Origin of the sequence: Pseudomonas sp. GV105 (assembly GCF_003058185.1) — a bacterium.
GTDB classification, from domain to species: domain Bacteria; phylum Pseudomonadota; class Gammaproteobacteria; order Pseudomonadales; family Pseudomonadaceae; genus Aquipseudomonas; species Aquipseudomonas veronii.
Window position 1 is genome coordinate 70,384 of record NZ_QBUF01000015.1, and the last position, 16,891, is coordinate 87,274.

A 16,891-nucleotide genomic window follows, 5' to 3' on the forward strand; every position below is an offset into this window, starting at 1 on the left:
CCTCCTGATTGGCCTCAGTTTAAGGCATGGAGGTGTCTACGAAACCCAGGGCGATTCACGGCGCCGTCGAAAAATTCCGCGATGCTTACAAGGAAAGAGCCAACAAGTTGTCCGCCCTTACCGAGTCCAGCGCGGAGCTCAATGCGCGACGGCAGTCCTTGTTGAAGGCCCAAGACAAACGCCTGCTGAAACTCACGACAGACAGTACTGGACGCTTGCGTGAAATCAGCCAAGCCGTGCTGGATACGCGCAAGGTCATCCTTGAACTGAAAATGCAGGGTAATGAATGCGTGGGGGTTGCCAGGTTGGCGAATTGAGCGTTCGAATCTTGATTGCCGACTCCCCAAGCAGCAGGCCGTCGGCAACTATTCTGTTCACGGGCACGTTACAGGCGTGACGTGCCCTGCAAGCAAATGATTAGCGTCCTTCGAGCGTGCGATCCTCCTGAGACACCACCAACTGAACTTCCACCCGCCGATTTTCTGCGCTTGCCGGGTTCAGACCGGGCTTGGGTCTGGAATCACCGTAACCCGCCACAATCACTCGCAGTGATTGCTGCCCGTCCAACGCCAACACCAACAACTTGCGCGCCTCACGTGCCCGAGCAGCAGAGAGCGTGTAGTTATCGTCATAGACCGTGCAATACCGCGCATAATCGGTGACCGGTCGACTTACCGGAACGTTGTCGGTATGCCCCTCGACCAATACCTGGCCCTGGCCGTAATCGTGGATGAAAGTAGCGACGCGAACGCTCAACTGAGTCAGCGCCCGCTTGGCCTCATCGGTAATACAGGCGCTACCGCGGCCGAAGGCATTATCAGGCAACGTCAGGCGCCGGTTCTTGATATCGACATCGATCAGCCCCCCTTCACCGCCGCGTTCCAGATCCGCCTGCATCGCTTCAAGCAAGACACTCAGGCGTTTTTGTTGAGTTGTCGCGCCTTGGTTTTTTTCAGCCTGACGCGCTGCTTCCATCTGTTGCTTTTCGACTCGCATTGCCGCTTCGGCCGCTTTGTTCTGCAGCACCGAAACGACAAGCATGAGCATCACGACCGCCATGACACCTGCCATGAGGTCCGAGATGGAAATCCATTCGCTGGGTTTTTCTTTCATGGTCGGTTACGCCGGCTGAACTTTATCGGTCTGCAAACCGCTCGCAGGCACAGGGTCATAGTCCGTCGTGAGTCGACCAAGCAATGCCACGGTCGACTGTGCCGCGTCGCTGAGCACCTGGAGTCGATTGGCAAACTGCTTGTCGATATTGGCCGCCATCTGTTCAGGCAGAGCACTAATGGCTTGTTGGCCTTGGCGATGCGAGTCCGCAAGCGCCTTCACGTCCTGGACGACTGGAGGCAACTGTCGTGCTGATTCACACAATTGCTCAAGCAGTTTGACGCTTGCACTCAGAGGGGTCAGCCTAGCCGGCAAAGCTTCCAGCGCCTCCTGGGTTTTAGCACCCTGGTCGGTCATGGTTTTGAACTGCACATTGAGCGCAGTGAACTGTTCGGCGAGTTGCGGGAAGGTCACCAGTTTGCTCGCCACCGCATCCATCTTGTGTCCTGCCTTGGAAGCCTCCTTCAGGCCTTCCGAAATACTCTTGCCGAGCTCATCCATGTTGGAGCTCATCGTTGCGATCGCTTCGTTAAGCGTGGTACTTGTCTGCGAGAACTGAGAGCTGGTTTTCTTCTGCATATCCTTGGCGCTTTCTGTCGTCACCTGAACTTCCTTGACCACTGTGCCGACATGCTCTGACAACTTATCAACCGCAGTGGAAATGTTGTCGGTCGCACCTTTGAGGTTGGCCGCCATGTCCTGGGTGTTCTGGGTAAAGTCCCGGCTCATCGTGGTAATGGTGCCGGTCAAACTCCCCTCGATGGTCTCCATAACAGTGCCCAGCCGGGTGATGTTGCCATCCATACTCGCCTTCATTTCTCCCAGGTGTCCGGCGAAGTCCTCATTGAGCGACTCGATCGCACCGCTGAGTTTTTCCTGCATGACCTGCACGCTGCCTTTTAGCAGCCCTGCCGAGTCTGCCAGTAGCGTGGCAGATTCGCCCATCAACTGTACCGCCGCCTCCTGGCGTTGCAGGTTATCGGTCTTGGCCTCTACATACCCTTGCAGGCACTCACTCGACATCCTGGTGCTGTCTGCCACTTCGCCCAGTCGAGTCTCGACCGCCTGCAGGCCTTTGAGGCTCTCTTCGACATTAACCAAGCGGCTGAGTTGCGTACTCATCTCGGCGATTTGTGGAAGGTTTTCACTGAGTCTGGCGATCTCGCCGAGCTGTTGATAATGGTCGGCAAGCCGGGTATCCAGCGCATTGAAATGGCTCTCGGCCTGTTTACCATTCTGGAACTCAACCGCCTTGAGCTGCTTGAGCTCGGTCGACAGCTGCAGACCCTGGGCGTTGAAGGCCTCAATTGCCCGAGCGCCGACATTTTCCAGCGCAGCCCGGTTCGCCTGCTCACTTTCGGTATGCAGCGCCAACGTGGCTTTGCGACCGAGATCAATGTCGGCTGCCAGACTGGCAAGTCTTTCATCCAGCGCAGTGAGCTGGCTTTCGGATTGTTTACCGTTCTGGAACTCGACTGCCTTGATCTGCTTGAGCTCGGTGGCCACCAGCAGACCTTGGGCATTGAACGCCTCGATCAGCCGGCTACCGACACTCTCCAGGGCAGCCAAGTGCACTTGGCCGCGTTCGGCATGCAATGCAAGCGCGGCTTTTCGGCTCAGATCAATCTCTGCCTTCATGTGCCCAAGGCACCAGTCCGTGCGCTTGCTTTCCGCTGACCACGGCGCGGCTTCCCACAGCTTGATCACAATGAAGGCAACGATGCCCCACGTGGAGGTTTTGAACTTGGTGCCCAAATCTTTCATCATGCCAGTGAGCTGAGTCAGGGAACCGCTCATGGCGTTGATCGAGTCGTCATGCCCCTGAAGGATGGTCGAGGCCTTGTCCAACGCCAGGCCCAGCCCCAGAAACGTGCCTAAAAGCCCGATGATCAGCAGCAATCCCGGCATGTTGGAAGCGAAGCGCTCCCAACCTGAGGCGACAACGTGGCTCAATTCACCGATTGAACCGTGCTCAATGTCCAGCGCATTGATGCGAGCCCCGCCGCGCCAGTTTTTTTCCCAGTTCGCCGGTTGGCCGAAAACCTGAGAGGTAATCAGCGACAGCAGTAGACCCAACACGATGATGCTGAAAAAAAACACTTCCAGCGGGTTGCTCAGCGAAGGGGTCAAGAACTGCAGGATTTCGCCAATCATGCCGCAACCTCAATCACTTTGAACGCATCCGTCCGTTTCTTGCAGTCGGCCTCGAAAATATTGGCGAAGCTGACAATCAGCGATTTCTCTTCCGGCTCCAGGCTTTCCCATTTTTCGCCGTTCTGTGCGCAGCGAACGAGAATCTCGCCAACCTTGCCGCCGTGATCGATCAGATACTCCTGATCGTCGGCCACAATTTGCTCTTCGCTCTTCTCAAGCAGTTGCAGAAAACCTTCCGCAGCGAACACATAGTTGCGCTTGGCACGTGTCTCATTGCCCAGCACTTCAAGTTTGGCTTCGTCACGTGGTAACAGCTTGCGTAGGTCGTCCAGCACCAGCGCCTCTTCCGACTCCAGTGGTTCCAGCTCTGCCTCCAGCTCCAGGCGTCGCTTAAGCACTCGGTCCTTGACCACGCGTTTATTGAGCTCTTCCCAGGCTGCTTGAGCATTTTGCAAACTCAGGCCCCACACTAGAATCATTTCCTCGAATACAAACGGAATCACGGCCTTGCCGAAGTGCTTGACGGTCATATCGTCCAGGCGCTGTACGTCAGCATCGCTCAATTCCGCCCGTGCTTCGATCAGTTGGGCAGCGACGTCGATAATGAACAGTGGCTCCTGGCTCAGGGACACGACGTCTTCCAGCTGGGTCATTTGCTCTTCGTAAACTTGCAGCAGCTTCTGCACGGCGCGAACCCGCAGGTAATGGTCGAAATCTACGAACGCTTCTTTTTCGACGAGGCGATTAGTCAATGCCTTGACCAAGTGATAGCGGTTGGTCAACGCAATCGCCTGGAGTGCTTCGCGGTCTGCACCCTGGGTTTTGGCCATGGCAGCGTTCAGATCTCGCTCCCGCGCCTGCGCTTCGGCGATCTCCTGCTCATCCAGCAATTTTTTCTGCCATTCACGGGCACGCTCAATCACCCAGTCGATGGCCTGCTGCACCTTGGCTGCCAACGGGTGGGTATCCAGGTGCTCCAGCGCGGCCAAGGCACGCTCCAGGCCAAGACTCAAGGCCTTAACCCATGGCCACGGCACATGGGTTGCGAGCGTTCGAAGTCCCACGCGCATACTGGAAATGTAAGGCTTGGCTGCCTGGTAAAGTCGCTTGACCTCTCCTACAAAAATTTCTGCTTCGTCGGCGAGCCATTTGACGGCTTTGCTAACGGTTTGCTTGACGGCACGGAACGCAGACGAAGCAACGTTTTTCACCGTACTTACTAGAGAATCAAACCAGCCCATTAACTATCGCTCCTTTGATGAATGCCCAATGCTTTACGGTTCGCCGCGACGGTGCCGAGATCAACCTCGGGCCGCGAAGCGTGAATGTCTTGACGCGCAGCCAGCAGCTGAGCGAGTGCTTCCTGAAGATGAGCCTGCTGCAGCACACCGGCGCCTTGGGGCAGCAGGGGCTTGGGCAAAGCCAGTCTCAAACACGTGCGTATTTCACGACCCGATAGTCCCTCGGACGCGGCGGCGAGGACGTCAAGCACCCCTTCCCGCTCCTCTGCCAGGGGAATACCCGGTACCAGCATGCGTGCCCATAGCGCTCGACGCTCACCTTCGCCAGGCAGCTCGAAACGGATGTGTTGAGAAATGCGGCTGACAAAGGCGCTGTCATAGTTGCGCGCAAAGTTGGTCGCAAAAATCACGATGCCAGTGTGCTTCTCCAACTCGATAAGCAGCGTGGAGCGCATGGCATTGACCTCGTTATCAATGCCTTGGGTGACGGAAGACAAACGTTTACCCAGCAACGTGTCGGCTTCGTCCAGGAACAATACTGCGTCTTCGGCACGCGCCAACTCGAACAACTGCGCAATATTCTTTGACGTATCGCCCATGAACTTGCTTTCAAGGTCGGCAATGCTGGCGCTGATAAGCCGTTTGCCGATACTTCCGGAAAATGCCTCGGCCGTCAGCGTCTTCCCCGTACCCGGCGCGCCGTGAAAGTTCAGGATCGTGCCGCTGCCACAAGGGTCGACCTCAGCGAAGCCCCAGGTGACGTAGATGGTGTGATGGTGGTGAATTTTCACCAAGGCTTCATCGAGCTGTTGCTTGATCTGCGGCGAAAGCACTACATCCCGCTCAAGTGTGAAGCGAGGCAATGTGCTTCGCGATGCGGGTGCAGTCTTGGCGGGAGGTTCTTCGGCGGCGGCCAACAGCTCAGGCCGTAACTTCTGATAGAGATAGTCTCTGGAGGACACTGTAATCACCAGTCCATTGATTTGAGCTCTTGGGCTTTGCAGCCTTGCAAGAGAAGCTTGCGCAAGTCCGCAGGCAGTGTCTTGATTGAGCCGTTGGAAATCCAACGGCGCATCAGAAAGCTATCGGACAGCAGACGTCGAACTTGAAGATTTTTTGGATCAATTAAGAACCCAGGCGATTAGCACATCACTCCCCGCCGGAGGCCGACTTGCGCCAGGTATCATTCTCTCGCTCCATCTGTTTGTACTTCAGATACAGATCAAAGCTCGCTTTGAGCACCACGGCTAAACCGATGGTAGCCATCACGTTTTTCAGCATTTCGCATCCCTCTCTTGTGGTCTGTACTGAGACTACGAGCCGGTCGCGACAGATTGTGTCGGAGCCGAACAGCCGATTCCAAAGGCACGAAAAATACTCACCCTGGCGGTGATAGTCAGTCGTCGTCCCCGACTTCCCCTTCCCGCCCCATCAATACGTGCTCCAGCCTGTCTGCCTGAGATGCGACCTGATGAGCAATGTGCATCAACTCTTCAGCATTCAGATGTTGCACTGGATGACACGCCCGCACGCTCAGCTCCTCGTCCTGGTCGACATGGAAGTCCACCAGATCGAATCGGCAATTGCGTCCAAGCGTGTGCTCCACCAGCGGTGACTGGCTGAACTGTTTGAACATCGCCAATTTTCTGGTCCATTTGTGATCGACAACCTTGGAGGTGAACACCACGTACTGGCCCTTGAACCCCCACCGGACCAATTGGTAGCGCCCCTCCAGTTTAAAATGGAACTCAAGCCTCCACGTCGATAGACGCCTGACGCTCATGCGCTCAGTGTCGTGTACGAGTCTGTCTACCATCCCGTGGATGCGCGCGACCGTTTCCTCGGTGCGTTTGCTGGATGTAGAAAGCGAGCCTGAGACACGCCGATAGACATCGAGAACTTCGTCACCAACTAGAACACCATCGCTGCCCGCGTAATTTTCGGCGTTGTACAGCAAAGCGAATCGTTTGGTTTTTTCCGCTGTCGGCGCCAGCAACACCCGCCTGAACGAATCGGCTTGCAAGGTCTTGAGGAAGCGGACGCGGCCGATGGGGCTGTGGATGTCGCCTGACTCGTCGATATCGCAAGGTATCGTCGCTGCTACCAGCAACTCGGCCATGCCAACAGCGCTGCGCACCGTAACGCTCGGCATATCGAAATCCGCTTTCGACAGATGCCAGCCGTCACCAGCCTCCCTCACGAAAGCCTGCGGATCGCCAGTCAGATCTCTAAGCGTGGTCCCCAATTGGGTTTTGACATGAGCCAGACGCTGCGTCATGACAATGGCCTGATTGCTTATCGCCTCACTGCGATCATCGCCCTTTAGGTCTTCGTCAGTGATTTCATAATGGCTGGTGAGAAAGTCGAGAATCTGCGGCTTCACGGGCGCTTGGTCCACCAACTCCTCATGCAGCTCCACTTCGCGCTTGAACCGGGGTCCCAGGTGGCCCACGGCATGCAGCGTTTGAATGAATGCGTTCATGTTGGCCGCAGCCTGGCGTACCTGATAAAACTCCATGCTTTGACGGATGTGCGGAAAGCCCACCTGAATGAAATGCTCGGCATAACCGGTGCCGGCCGTGAGCATGCGCCGATGTGCCAGTGACCCGACCCGATCAACACGGCCGACTTTTTGCTCCAGAGCGATGGGGCTGGAGGAAATACCGTAATGCACGACACTGTCGCAGAAGGTATGCAGGTCTTCCCCTTCTTGAAAGACATCGGTGGATATCAGCACACGTGGATAGCCAGGCATGCGGAAGAGCGTGGCAATTGCTGTACGGCTGGCGCTGTTCTCGCCGGTAGCTCCGCGAATGGGTGAAGTGGAACGAACTTGGGTGGCCAGGTACTTGGTCAGGCCACTGACTGGCCTTGAGTAGATCTCCGGAAAGTTGAGTTTGATCAACAAATCCAGGTTCTCGACGGTATCGCGCAATATCTGATAACTGCTGAACGGGCTGTGCTTTGCTCGCTGAACATCCAACAGTTCGACGAGTGCCTCTATGAACAGGCCGTCGGCGTCGCCGTCCTTTTCCCTGCGAGCGCTCCTAAGCGAATACAGATCAATGAAAGGATGATCTACACGACACAGCGCGCCGAGCAATTCCTGATGAGTACTCAGTCTGCGCAACAGCCGATCAACCGCACCATTGTTTAAAGTGGCAAGTTGGGGGAATACCTCTGAGTTCCAATTGGGTGCCAGCACAGCAAGCTCGCCATGGCGCCGCAAGCTATCCCAGAGCGTTGAACGCTCCAGTTCACGGGCAAGAGCTGAAGGGTCAGCCAAGTCACACGTGGCCTGGACCCCTTCGAACAACACATTCAACACGCGTTTGGCGACTGTCGCGGCGGCATCGTCACGCGTTGCGACGGCCCGCAGATACGCATATTGAGCCAATCGATAACGTTGGCCGGGACTGGCGACAGACTCGCTCTTGCCGATCACGCTCCAATCGATTTTTAAAGACGTCACGGCGGGCATGCCCGGCAAAGATAACCAGTTAGCCTCGAACACTCGGCTCTGCAACAGCGTGCTACGGAAGTTGTGGGGCAACTGCCCCAGGCCCTTGATGCTGGACAGCTCCGGGTTCTGACCGCGATAGAACCAGGTGAAGAAATTGTCGCTGCTTGCCGATGCCTCGAACACGTCAGCGACATCGCTTTCGATCAGGGAGTGACTACGTTCGACCGTGCGCGTTCGGTATAGCTGGTAACTTTTGACTACGGCATCGTCGCCGTCGATATAGTCACCAATCCAGTCGTCGTAGGCTTCTTCCAGCTTGAACTTCAGCTCGGAAACGCTGCGCACACGGCGGACGAAAACCAACTGTTTCTTGCCATCGACAAACGCCAGGTGATGCGTCTGCTGACTCACGCTGTCCATTTTTGGATGCGGTGGTCTGCGTTGGAAGGTGCTCTCGTAATCTTCCACCAGATATTCAACGACACTGCGGTCTGCCGCATCCCGCAAAGAGTCGCCTTCGTCCGCGGCCTCCTGACCATCGAACTCTACAGGCCGGTTTTTTTCGCCTGGCAGGTAACTCTCGAACGACGCCAGCATACCCAGCTCAAAACGATTGGAGCAGTTCTCCTGCAAGTGTTCGCTCACCTTCTTCTGCAGCAGAGCGGCGAACAATTTTTGCGCTACGGTCATCTCCACTTCAGCAGCCTTGCCGCTGCGATGCTCACGACGATACATGTTGCGGGTGTGAGCCACCTGATCAAGCGTGAGCGTATTCAGGCGACGTACGAACAACCGACTGAGCGCCGCGTGCATGTCGGGGGCGGCCGGATCGCCGCCCTCCGGCAGTGCCGCATGCCCCTGGAAGCCGAACAACGCGAGTTGGTTGCCCAACTGTCCGAGATGGCGGTCGTAGGGTGTTGCCGACAGCAGCAACAGGCGCTTGATACGCTTGTTGTCGCCCAGCAAGGTTGCCAACAAGCGGTTGCGGTCACTGCTTTCACGGCCAGCACGCAGGTTGTGCGCTTCGTCCACTATTACCAGGTCGAAGCGGGGTAACATCTCCCCCAACGCCTTCACCCAGACATCCTTGACCTGCCGCTTGAGTCCCCCTGGATTGCTTCTGCCGTCCATGGTGTTCAACTGCCTGACGATCTTCACCAGAAACTTACTATGTTGCGGCATCAACTCCTCAAAGCGCTGGGTCCAACGCAGCATGTCGGCTACGGTGTTTCCCATGGCAAAGCTGAAGGCTGATGTGCAGATAAAGAGATCGCGCTCGTTGCCGCTGGCCACTGTCTGAACCACCTCAGACAAATTGTGGCAGGCTCTGAACGGAGTGACCGGCTCGCCACCCAGGCCTTTGACCGCCATGTCCTCAAGCCGATAGTTGCTATGGACAAACGCCCGATAGTCCTTGATCCATTTGTCGCGGACGTTGTTTTTTGGCAACAGATACAGGACACGCAAACCGGGGTAGAAATGCCGCATCAATGCAACGACACCGAGGCCGATGTAAGTCTTGCCCATCCCCACTTCATCGGCGAGGTACGCCACCTGATGGTCCGCGAGCTTGTTGTACAGGGCGACCGCGCCCAACAGTTGCTGCTCAGCCAACCCCTTGAGTTCAGGATTGCCACCTGAAAAATCGATAACGGCCTCGGCCGTGGCCTTATTGATCCGCTGCATGAGAGACATCCTTCTTCCGTGAATTTGCAGGGGTCAAGGGACGCTGAAATTGAGTCCTGAACCAGTCGAGGAAACGCGCACCTTCGGCCTCGTCGAAATGACACAACAGCTCGTCATTTTCCAGTTCAGCGATGAGTGCCTGTACGCGCCTGGTCAGGGTTGCGCAGCTGTGCTGCGGATATCGGGCCAACAAGCCTTGCATGCTGACCAGCGTCAAATAGCGCACAACCACCGTTTCCTCATCACCGCCCCCCGCTTCCACGCTTTCCAGCATGGCCGTCAAAGAGTCGGGCTGACAGCCAGCGAGGTAGTACGCGAGTTTTTTTGCGCTGTTCTCGTCTGCCGCCAGTGCAAGGGTGCGTTCCAATTGCCAGAACGCGCCATTGACCTGCGAGAACTCCGCGAAGAAGCTTTTGGCTTCACTCGCGTCCATCATTTCCGGCAGTTGTTCATCCGTCGCACCCAGTGCGGCACGGAGGTTAAGCATCTGTTGAGCCAGCTCACCGAACTGGCTGATTTTTTTGGTAAGGCGCATCTCGATGAACAAACGCAATAGACTTTGCAGGTCCATCGCCGGCAACTGGCTGGGACGACAGTAAATGTTGCGCTGCGTCACCATCAGGTAACGCTCCACGCACTCGGCACCTGACTGCCAGCGCACCCTGACCAGAGAAGAGCGTTCCAGATGGTCACGCAATGCAGGCAGAAACGCATTGCCCGAAGTTGTCTGTGCGAAAACAATTGAGCCAAGGCTTGGCGTTGGGTTGTCCAGCAATGTCAGCTCACCGCTGATCGAATCCTGTGCTATCAATTCCAGCCATTGACTGTTCCAGTCGTATGCCAGGCGCAAGACCGGCATTGCCAGTCCTTCCGAAGCTTCAGCGCTATGCAAATCCGAGTCTGGGGCAAACCCCGAAGGCAGGGCCGTCAAAGGCTCCAGCAATGGCGGGAAATCGCCTCCTTGCAGAAGAAAACCAGCCTCGACATTTTCCCGGAATGCCTTGTGGCTGAAATTCACTGACCCCACAAACTGCCACGACCGCTTGCCGCGCCCCTGGAATATCTTTGCATGTACCCGGCGAAAGGGGGCTCCGATGACCTGGTGGCTATCGTTCCAGGCAGCGGCCCAGCCGCACCATTGATCGGTATTAAACGCGTCAAATACCCCAGGATCGACAAGTGCCCGCTTCTCCTCATCCCGAGGCAGCAGCAAACGGACTGTCGGGAACAGACTCATCAGTTTCTGAGTATCGCCACTGTCCGGTTTCTCGCCGAAGAAAGGACTGACGATTTCCAACGTGGCTGCATCCTTGGCAGCGGGCAACGTATGTGGGCGCTGGCCAATGAAGTCGAGGAAAGCCAAACGGTTAGAAGCAGCCCCGGAGAAATAGAAGCTGCAATCGGGATCATCGGCGCTCGCCAACCAGCCGGCCTGCACATTCACTATTTCATCCAGGACAGGGGTGGGCGCGGCTGCCTGAAAAAATCGCAGTGCACGGCGCATGGGTTCAAGAATATTGGCAGGCGCACGAGTCGCTTGCAGCTCGACAAAATGTCCAACCTCGATGTTGTCCCACCACCCCGCCTTGGTCAGGTTGAATGACCCTGCCACCAACAGAATCGTCGGTATCTGATCGCCCTTTTCCTGCAAAACCAACATTGCCATCTTGGCGTGTTGACACCCCCCGCCGATCCGCACGGGCAAATAATCGACTTCGAGGCGACTGCCTGCCGTGGGGTTGAATACATCCACGTCATGCACCACGGCAAAGCGCCTGCCCTTGTCCTGCATCAATGCCTGCAGCTGGACCGAGCGAATATCGCTCTGGCTTGAAAGTGCCTGATCGCCCAGTAGCAGCGGGATGACCTCAAGCTCGAAGAAGTCTGGCTCGAAGCTGTAGGTTGTGAAAAAAGCCGAGGTCACTTCGCGCTCACCAATACAGGCCCGGAACGCATCACTGATGGTGTGTGCTTTCATTATTGGCCAGCCTTGGCAATGGTCAGGAAGGAATGAAGAAAAAAGCTGTAATCCCAGGTTTTTCCACAATGACCGCAAAGATCCTCAGGCAACCAGGCACGATCCACGGGAACCCGAACCCTGAGTTTGTCTGCCTCCCAGTGAAGCCACGCGGCTCCACCTCTCTGGCCCATTACTACGCTGTTCTGGATGACGATCTGCTCGATTACCGAAGCGGCATCGCCGCCGTTGGCAGCCTCCACGAGGCTCTGCAGGAACGATAAATGCGGCAACCCCGGCCTGCTCCAGCCCAACGGTAGAAATGGCGCCGTGAGCCGTGGACTCAAGTCGTCGATCAAATCGCTGCGGCTGCGGCCTTTCTGGCTTTGCAACCAGGCAACAAGCGTATTGGCAAACACCAGCACTGGTTGCAGCAGCAAAATTTGCTTTAGAACATCCTGCAATTGGGGGTCGACACTCTGCTCGGTCAGCGCCCACTGAATGAAATCGCGCACTGAAGATTTATCGCCAGGCAACAGGAGCCACACGTTAACCGCCTCGAACAACGCGACTTGCAGGGGGCCAGCCCCTTGGTAATTCAGCAGCGCCAGGACGATGTGCTTGCGTACGCTTTTGTCATTGAGCAGCGCGGAAAAGTCGGGCGCCAACAGGGACAGTTGCGCCCGGGTCACATTGTTCCGGCCGGCAAAATCCACGAAGCGTTGCCACCGAGACTCACCAAACACCTGCAATATAAGGTCCGTGAGCGCCACACCTCGGTCAGTCAGTCGTCTTTCACTTCCTTTGATGAGGCCCGCTGCCTGTAGTGCGGAGGAATACAGCCCCCACAGCCCATAGCTGAGTTGATTGCTGAGGATTTGCGCCTTCTTGTGTATGCCCAATTCCATCGAGTCGCGCTTGAGATTGGCGATAGCAAGCTGGCTTCCCAGTGGCCCTGCTTTAACAGAGTCATGAAGTCGCAGGTAAGCCGACAGTTGCTCGGCGCGTGCGTATCGCTGCTGGACATCTTCAAGGGGACGAGATTTCGTGCCTGTATGGGCATATCGGCAGGCCAGCAACGCGACCATGAAATGGCTCATGCGGCTGGTGACCGTTGTCAGGTTACCCACCGCCTTTCGCCCCACCGAGCTCCAGATGGATTCGATGGCCAAGGGATCTCGTGATCCTTTAGGACGTAGCCTGTTATCCAGCAGAGATAGAACGGTAAGCATGAAAACTCGATCCTTGAGAAGGCTGACGCCGGACTGAACAAGGTGTTCAAACCAGCAATATCACCAGGCACCGACAAGATGTGTCGTCTGCAGTGATCTGGCATCCAGTGGGTCGCCGAGAGCGGCAGGCAATATGACATCACTCAATACGCACGACAACCACGACACATCCTGACCACTGCTCGTCCTACCCTGCCGCCTCCACAGCATCAGGAGATCTAGCATGGGAACCCGATTAAACCCTTTCGCACACGGCAGCCGCCGCGCCGTTGACACCTGTGCGCTATCGCTGAAGTGGAGTTTCCAACTGCTGCTGGATCTGGGGGGACATCGCACCTTTATCAGCCGACACGGCCTCAATGATGAGGATCTGGCGCATGAACTGGGTCTGGCCAAATGGATAGACGGTGATAATTACAGTCCCGCACTTGCCTTGGCGACACTGCGCAAAGGCGCTCGTAGCTTCAACGCTGATCCCTTGTATGCGCCCTACCCGGACAGCCTGGCGACCAATCTTGAGGCATTGGGAGAATTGTTGGGTTTGGCCGACGCAGAGCTCCAGGTGCTCGGTTTTTGCGTGCTGATGCACACCGATCCGACACTCAGTGATGCTACAGATCAGTTGGGGATGCTGGGACTCAACCGTGCAATAAAAGTGCTGTCCGTACTATTGGGCCTGCCGCTGCCGGAGGTCGAGGCCTGCCTGGCGCATAACAGCCCACTGATGCGCACCGGACTGCTGGAAATAAGCAATAACCATCGTTCCGTCATGGCGTTGAGTTCGATGTTGTCGGTTAGCAACCCGGATCTGCCTGGCCTCTTGCGCTTCAGCAAAGGCACGCCACTGGAGCTGTTCGCATATGCGTTTCGTTTGAGTCCACCCGGCAGCTTGAGCTGGGAGCATTACAGTCATGTCAGACAGCCGCTGATGATCGCCGAACGCTACCTGAGCAAATCCTTGGCCCAAGGGCGTCAAGGTGTGAACATTCTGCTGTATGGCCCGCCTGGTACTGGCAAGACTCAACTCAGTCGTCTGATCGCTCACAGCCTGGGCAGCGCTCTTTATGAAGTCGCCTGCACTGACAGCCAAGGCGACCCGGTGTCCGCCAAGCAACGTCTGTGCTCCCTGCGCGCGGCCAACAGTGTGCTGCATTCTCAACGCGCCTTGCTCGTACTTGACGAGATCGAAGACATCTTCCAGACCGCCAGCACAGACGCCAATAGTCGCTCGCAGAAAGGCTGGATCAACCGCATGCTGGAAGAAAATACGCTGCCGTGTTTCTGGCTGAGCAACAGCATAGAGGCTATCGACGCCGCCCATATACGACGCTTCGATATGGTGATCGAGGTGCCCAACCCGCCGCTGGCACAACGCAAGCGGATGCTGCGCGAGTGTGGCGGTGGCAAATTGAGCGATCAGTTGATCGAACACCTCAGTGCGCACGAGCGAATGACGCCTGCCGTGCTGGAGCGAGCAGTGCGCGTAGGACGCAGCGTGTCGCAGCGCGCCAGCAAGGCGCTGGATAACACTATACGCTGCATTGTCGACGGCACGCTGAAAGCTCAAAGGTTCGAAAAACTTCAGCACACCGACAGCGCTTTGCCAGCGCTTTATTCTCCGGAGTGGATCAACGCCGACCTCCCACTGGACGGACTGGTTGACGGTTTGCGCTCTCATCCACAAGCACGGTTGTGTTTCTACGGGCCACCCGGCACTGGCAAAACCGCATTTGGCCACTGGCTGGCGCAGGAGCTGGGCAAGCCGCTGATGGTCAAGCGAGTCTCCGACCTCGTATCCCCTTACGTAGGAATAACTGAGCAGAATCTGGCGGCTGCCTTCGAGCTCGCGCAACGCGAAGACGCCGTACTCCTGCTGGATGAGGTCGACAGTTTTTTGCAGGACCGGCGCAAGGCGCGGCAAAGCTGGGAGGTCACTGCGGTCAATGAAATGCTCACGCAAATGGAGAGCTACCGAGGGCTGTTCATTGCCTCCACAAACCTGATCCTCGATCTGGATCAAGCCTCTCTGCGGCGCTTCGACCTTAAGGTGCATTTCGGCTACCTGGCAACCGCTCAGGCTCAGGCATTGTTTGCCGCACATCTGAAGGCTCTGGCGCTCAAGGACCCACAAAACAGTGCTGCGACTCGCTTGCGCGGCGAGGCATACCTGACTCCCGGTGACTTCGCGGCGGTCGCGCGCCGGGGGCGCTTCAAGCCATTCGCCAGCGCGGATGAATTGGCAGGAGCACTGCTTGCCGAGTGTCAATTGAAGTCCACTGGGCAGCAGCGCCCTATCGGTTTCATACATTAAACGGACTAAAGGTTGCCGGACTGTCGCCGATAGGCAGACAACCGGCTTATTCGCCAGCCAAAGGCCAGCTTCAACACTACAAGGATGATTCTCTTGCCTTCAGCCAAGACCCATAGCGCTTTGAGTCGTCAATGGGAGCTGTTGCAACAGCTGCCCAAACGCTCACCCGGTATCACAGTGAGTGAATTGCTGACTCGCCTGACGGCCACTGGCTACTCCATCAGCCGCCGCAGCATCGAGCGCGACCTGCGTGACCTGTCCCTGGTGTTTCCATTGCAGTGCAACGATGGTGGTACGCCCTTCGGTTGGTACTGGAAACCGGGCGTGAGCGTCGAGTTGCAGGGCATTACTCTGACTGAAGCCGTAAGTCTTGCGTTGGTCGAAGATGCAATCCGTCCACTGCTCCCGGGCAGCATGTTGAGCGTGCTGGAACCGCGCTTCGAGCATGCCCGGCAAAAACTCAAAGGCCTCGAAGACGGCAACCCCGCCGCGCGCTGGCCCGACAAAGTTGCGAGCGTTCGGCCGGATTTCAATCTTCGAGCTCCGGAAATCCAGGCAGAAACGTTGGAGGCACTGCAGCATGCCCTGATTAGCGAACAGCAAGTTCATTGTCAGTACTACTCGGCACACACCGACAAACTCAGTGTACTGACTCTCAACCCCCTGGCGATTGTCCAGCGGGGACTGATCACCTATCTGATCGCCACTGCCGCGCCGTATACCGATGTCCGTCAGTTCGCGGTGCATCGCTTTCGTGCGGTAACGGTGCTCGACACGCCATGCCAGGGGCTGGAGTCATTCGAGCTGCAAACCTACCTTGCCACCGACGCCCTGCAGTTCGGCAAACCCGAGAAAATCCGCTTCAAGGCTTGGGTGAGTGAACACCAGGCGCGGTTGATTCGAGAGACGCCACTGAGTAAAGACATGGCGCTCGAAGCATTGTCGGACGGTTATCAGGTGCAGGCCACCGTCAACAATACGTGGCAATTGCACTGGTGGATTCTGTCGTTGGGCGATTCTTTGGTCGTGCAGGAACCGGCAGCACTGCGCCAACAGGTAGGCGATACATTGCGCCGCGCCGCTGCGGGGTATGAGTCAGAAATTTAGCTTGTTTTAAGCAACCGACGCGACCGGCCTATTTTTTGGTCGAATGCTCAACAAGGTAGAAACACATGCTTACACCTTCCATCCTGACCGACATCGCCAGCAATCTGCGTGATCTGGCCCGCTACGTCGAACGCACAACTATCGATAGCCTCCATGACGTATGCATTCCTTTCAGTGAGATCCGCAGCGGCTATCCCGCTCAAACGCTGGGAGCTCTGAAGACCTGGTCCTCTTCTAAAGCGCGCTACATCTATCAGTTTTCAGTTGAAGACGATGCATACAAAGAGCTCCACGGCGCATTTAAGGAAGCCAAGGAGACTCGGAAAAACGATCGGGCGTATTGCCGTCTCAATCCCGCGTCAGCACTGTTGTATGTTGGGAGCTCCTCCGACCTGGATTCGCGGATCAAACAACACCTGGGCTTCGGCAATAAAGGTACCTACGCCATGCAGCTCTGCCACTGGCTGCCAGAACACGAGGGAATGTTGCGCATTCAAGCCTGGCGATTCAGCAAAGAGATCGACGGTGCCGTCGTCCAGGCGATAGAAGATGGCTTGTGGGCCTCGAACAGACCCATGTTCGGCAGACAGGGCGCTCGTTAAGCAATTCGCTGACCGTTGAAGGCGT

Annotated in this window: 12 protein-coding genes; 4 read left to right on the forward strand and 8 right to left on the reverse strand. The window is 56.6% G+C overall.

The annotated features are described in order from the left end of the window. Positions 1 to 107 precede the first annotated feature (107 nt). Positions 108 to 317, forward strand: a complete 210-nt coding sequence (locus C8K66_RS25375; protein WP_132849956.1) for a hypothetical protein — start codon at positions 108 to 110, stop codon at positions 315 to 317. 100 nt (positions 318 to 417) lie between these two features. Here the strand turns inward: C8K66_RS25375 and C8K66_RS25380 are convergent, their stop codons facing one another. The 8 genes from C8K66_RS25380 to C8K66_RS25410 form a co-directional block, all read right to left on the reverse strand. After that, positions 418 to 1,113, reverse strand: a complete 696-nt coding sequence (locus C8K66_RS25380; protein WP_108526285.1) for an OmpA family protein — start codon at positions 1,111 to 1,113, stop codon at positions 418 to 420. Positions 1,114 to 1,119: 6 nt separating this feature from the next. Beyond that, positions 1,120 to 3,267, reverse strand: a complete 2,148-nt coding sequence (locus tag C8K66_RS25385) for a hypothetical protein (RefSeq protein ID WP_108526287.1) — start codon at positions 3,265 to 3,267, stop codon at positions 1,120 to 1,122. Beyond that, on the reverse strand, positions 3,264 to 4,508 hold the full coding sequence (locus C8K66_RS25390) for a hypothetical protein (RefSeq protein ID WP_108526289.1): 1,245 nt from the start codon (positions 4,506 to 4,508) through the stop codon (positions 3,264 to 3,266). Before C8K66_RS25390 ends, C8K66_RS25385 begins: the two co-directional genes overlap by 4 nt. Beyond that, positions 4,508 to 5,470, reverse strand: coding sequence for an ATP-binding protein (locus tag C8K66_RS25395; protein WP_256591061.1), 963 nt, complete (start codon positions 5,468 to 5,470; stop codon positions 4,508 to 4,510). Before C8K66_RS25395 ends, C8K66_RS25390 begins: the two co-directional genes overlap by 1 nt. Before the next feature lie 187 nt (positions 5,471 to 5,657). Next, complete coding sequence (locus C8K66_RS31400) at positions 5,658 to 5,789, reverse strand: hypothetical protein (RefSeq protein ID WP_256591062.1); 132 nt, start codon at positions 5,787 to 5,789, stop codon at positions 5,658 to 5,660. 115 nt (positions 5,790 to 5,904) lie between these two features. Continuing rightward, positions 5,905 to 9,657 (reverse strand): DEAD/DEAH box helicase family protein, encoded by a 3,753-nt coding sequence (locus C8K66_RS25400; protein WP_108526293.1) that lies wholly within the window; start codon positions 9,655 to 9,657, stop codon positions 5,905 to 5,907. After that, positions 9,641 to 11,635: a hypothetical protein gene (locus C8K66_RS25405; RefSeq protein WP_108526295.1), complete on the reverse strand. Its 1,995-nt coding sequence runs from the start codon at positions 11,633 to 11,635 to the stop codon at positions 9,641 to 9,643. Before C8K66_RS25405 ends, C8K66_RS25400 begins: the two co-directional genes overlap by 17 nt. After that, the gene (locus C8K66_RS25410) at positions 11,635 to 12,846 is read right to left on the reverse strand and encodes a hypothetical protein (protein ID WP_108526297.1); all 1,212 of its coding nucleotides are present in this window, start codon (positions 12,844 to 12,846) and stop codon (positions 11,635 to 11,637) included. Before C8K66_RS25410 ends, C8K66_RS25405 begins: the two co-directional genes overlap by 1 nt. Positions 12,847 to 13,069: 223 nt before the next feature. Between C8K66_RS25410 and C8K66_RS25415 the strand changes: the two genes are divergently transcribed. From C8K66_RS25415 to C8K66_RS25425, 3 genes are all read left to right on the forward strand, one after another. Beyond that, positions 13,070 to 15,157 (forward strand): AAA family ATPase, encoded by a 2,088-nt coding sequence (locus C8K66_RS25415; RefSeq protein ID WP_108526299.1) that lies wholly within the window; start codon positions 13,070 to 13,072, stop codon positions 15,155 to 15,157. A gap of 93 nt (positions 15,158 to 15,250) precedes the next feature. Beyond that, positions 15,251 to 16,264 (forward strand): YafY family protein, encoded by a 1,014-nt coding sequence (locus C8K66_RS25420; RefSeq protein WP_165933339.1) that lies wholly within the window; start codon positions 15,251 to 15,253, stop codon positions 16,262 to 16,264. A 65-nt stretch (positions 16,265 to 16,329) separates the two neighbouring features. Beyond that, on the forward strand, positions 16,330 to 16,866 hold the full coding sequence (locus tag C8K66_RS25425) for a GIY-YIG nuclease family protein (protein ID WP_108526303.1): 537 nt from the start codon (positions 16,330 to 16,332) through the stop codon (positions 16,864 to 16,866). Positions 16,867 to 16,891 lie beyond the last annotated feature (25 nt).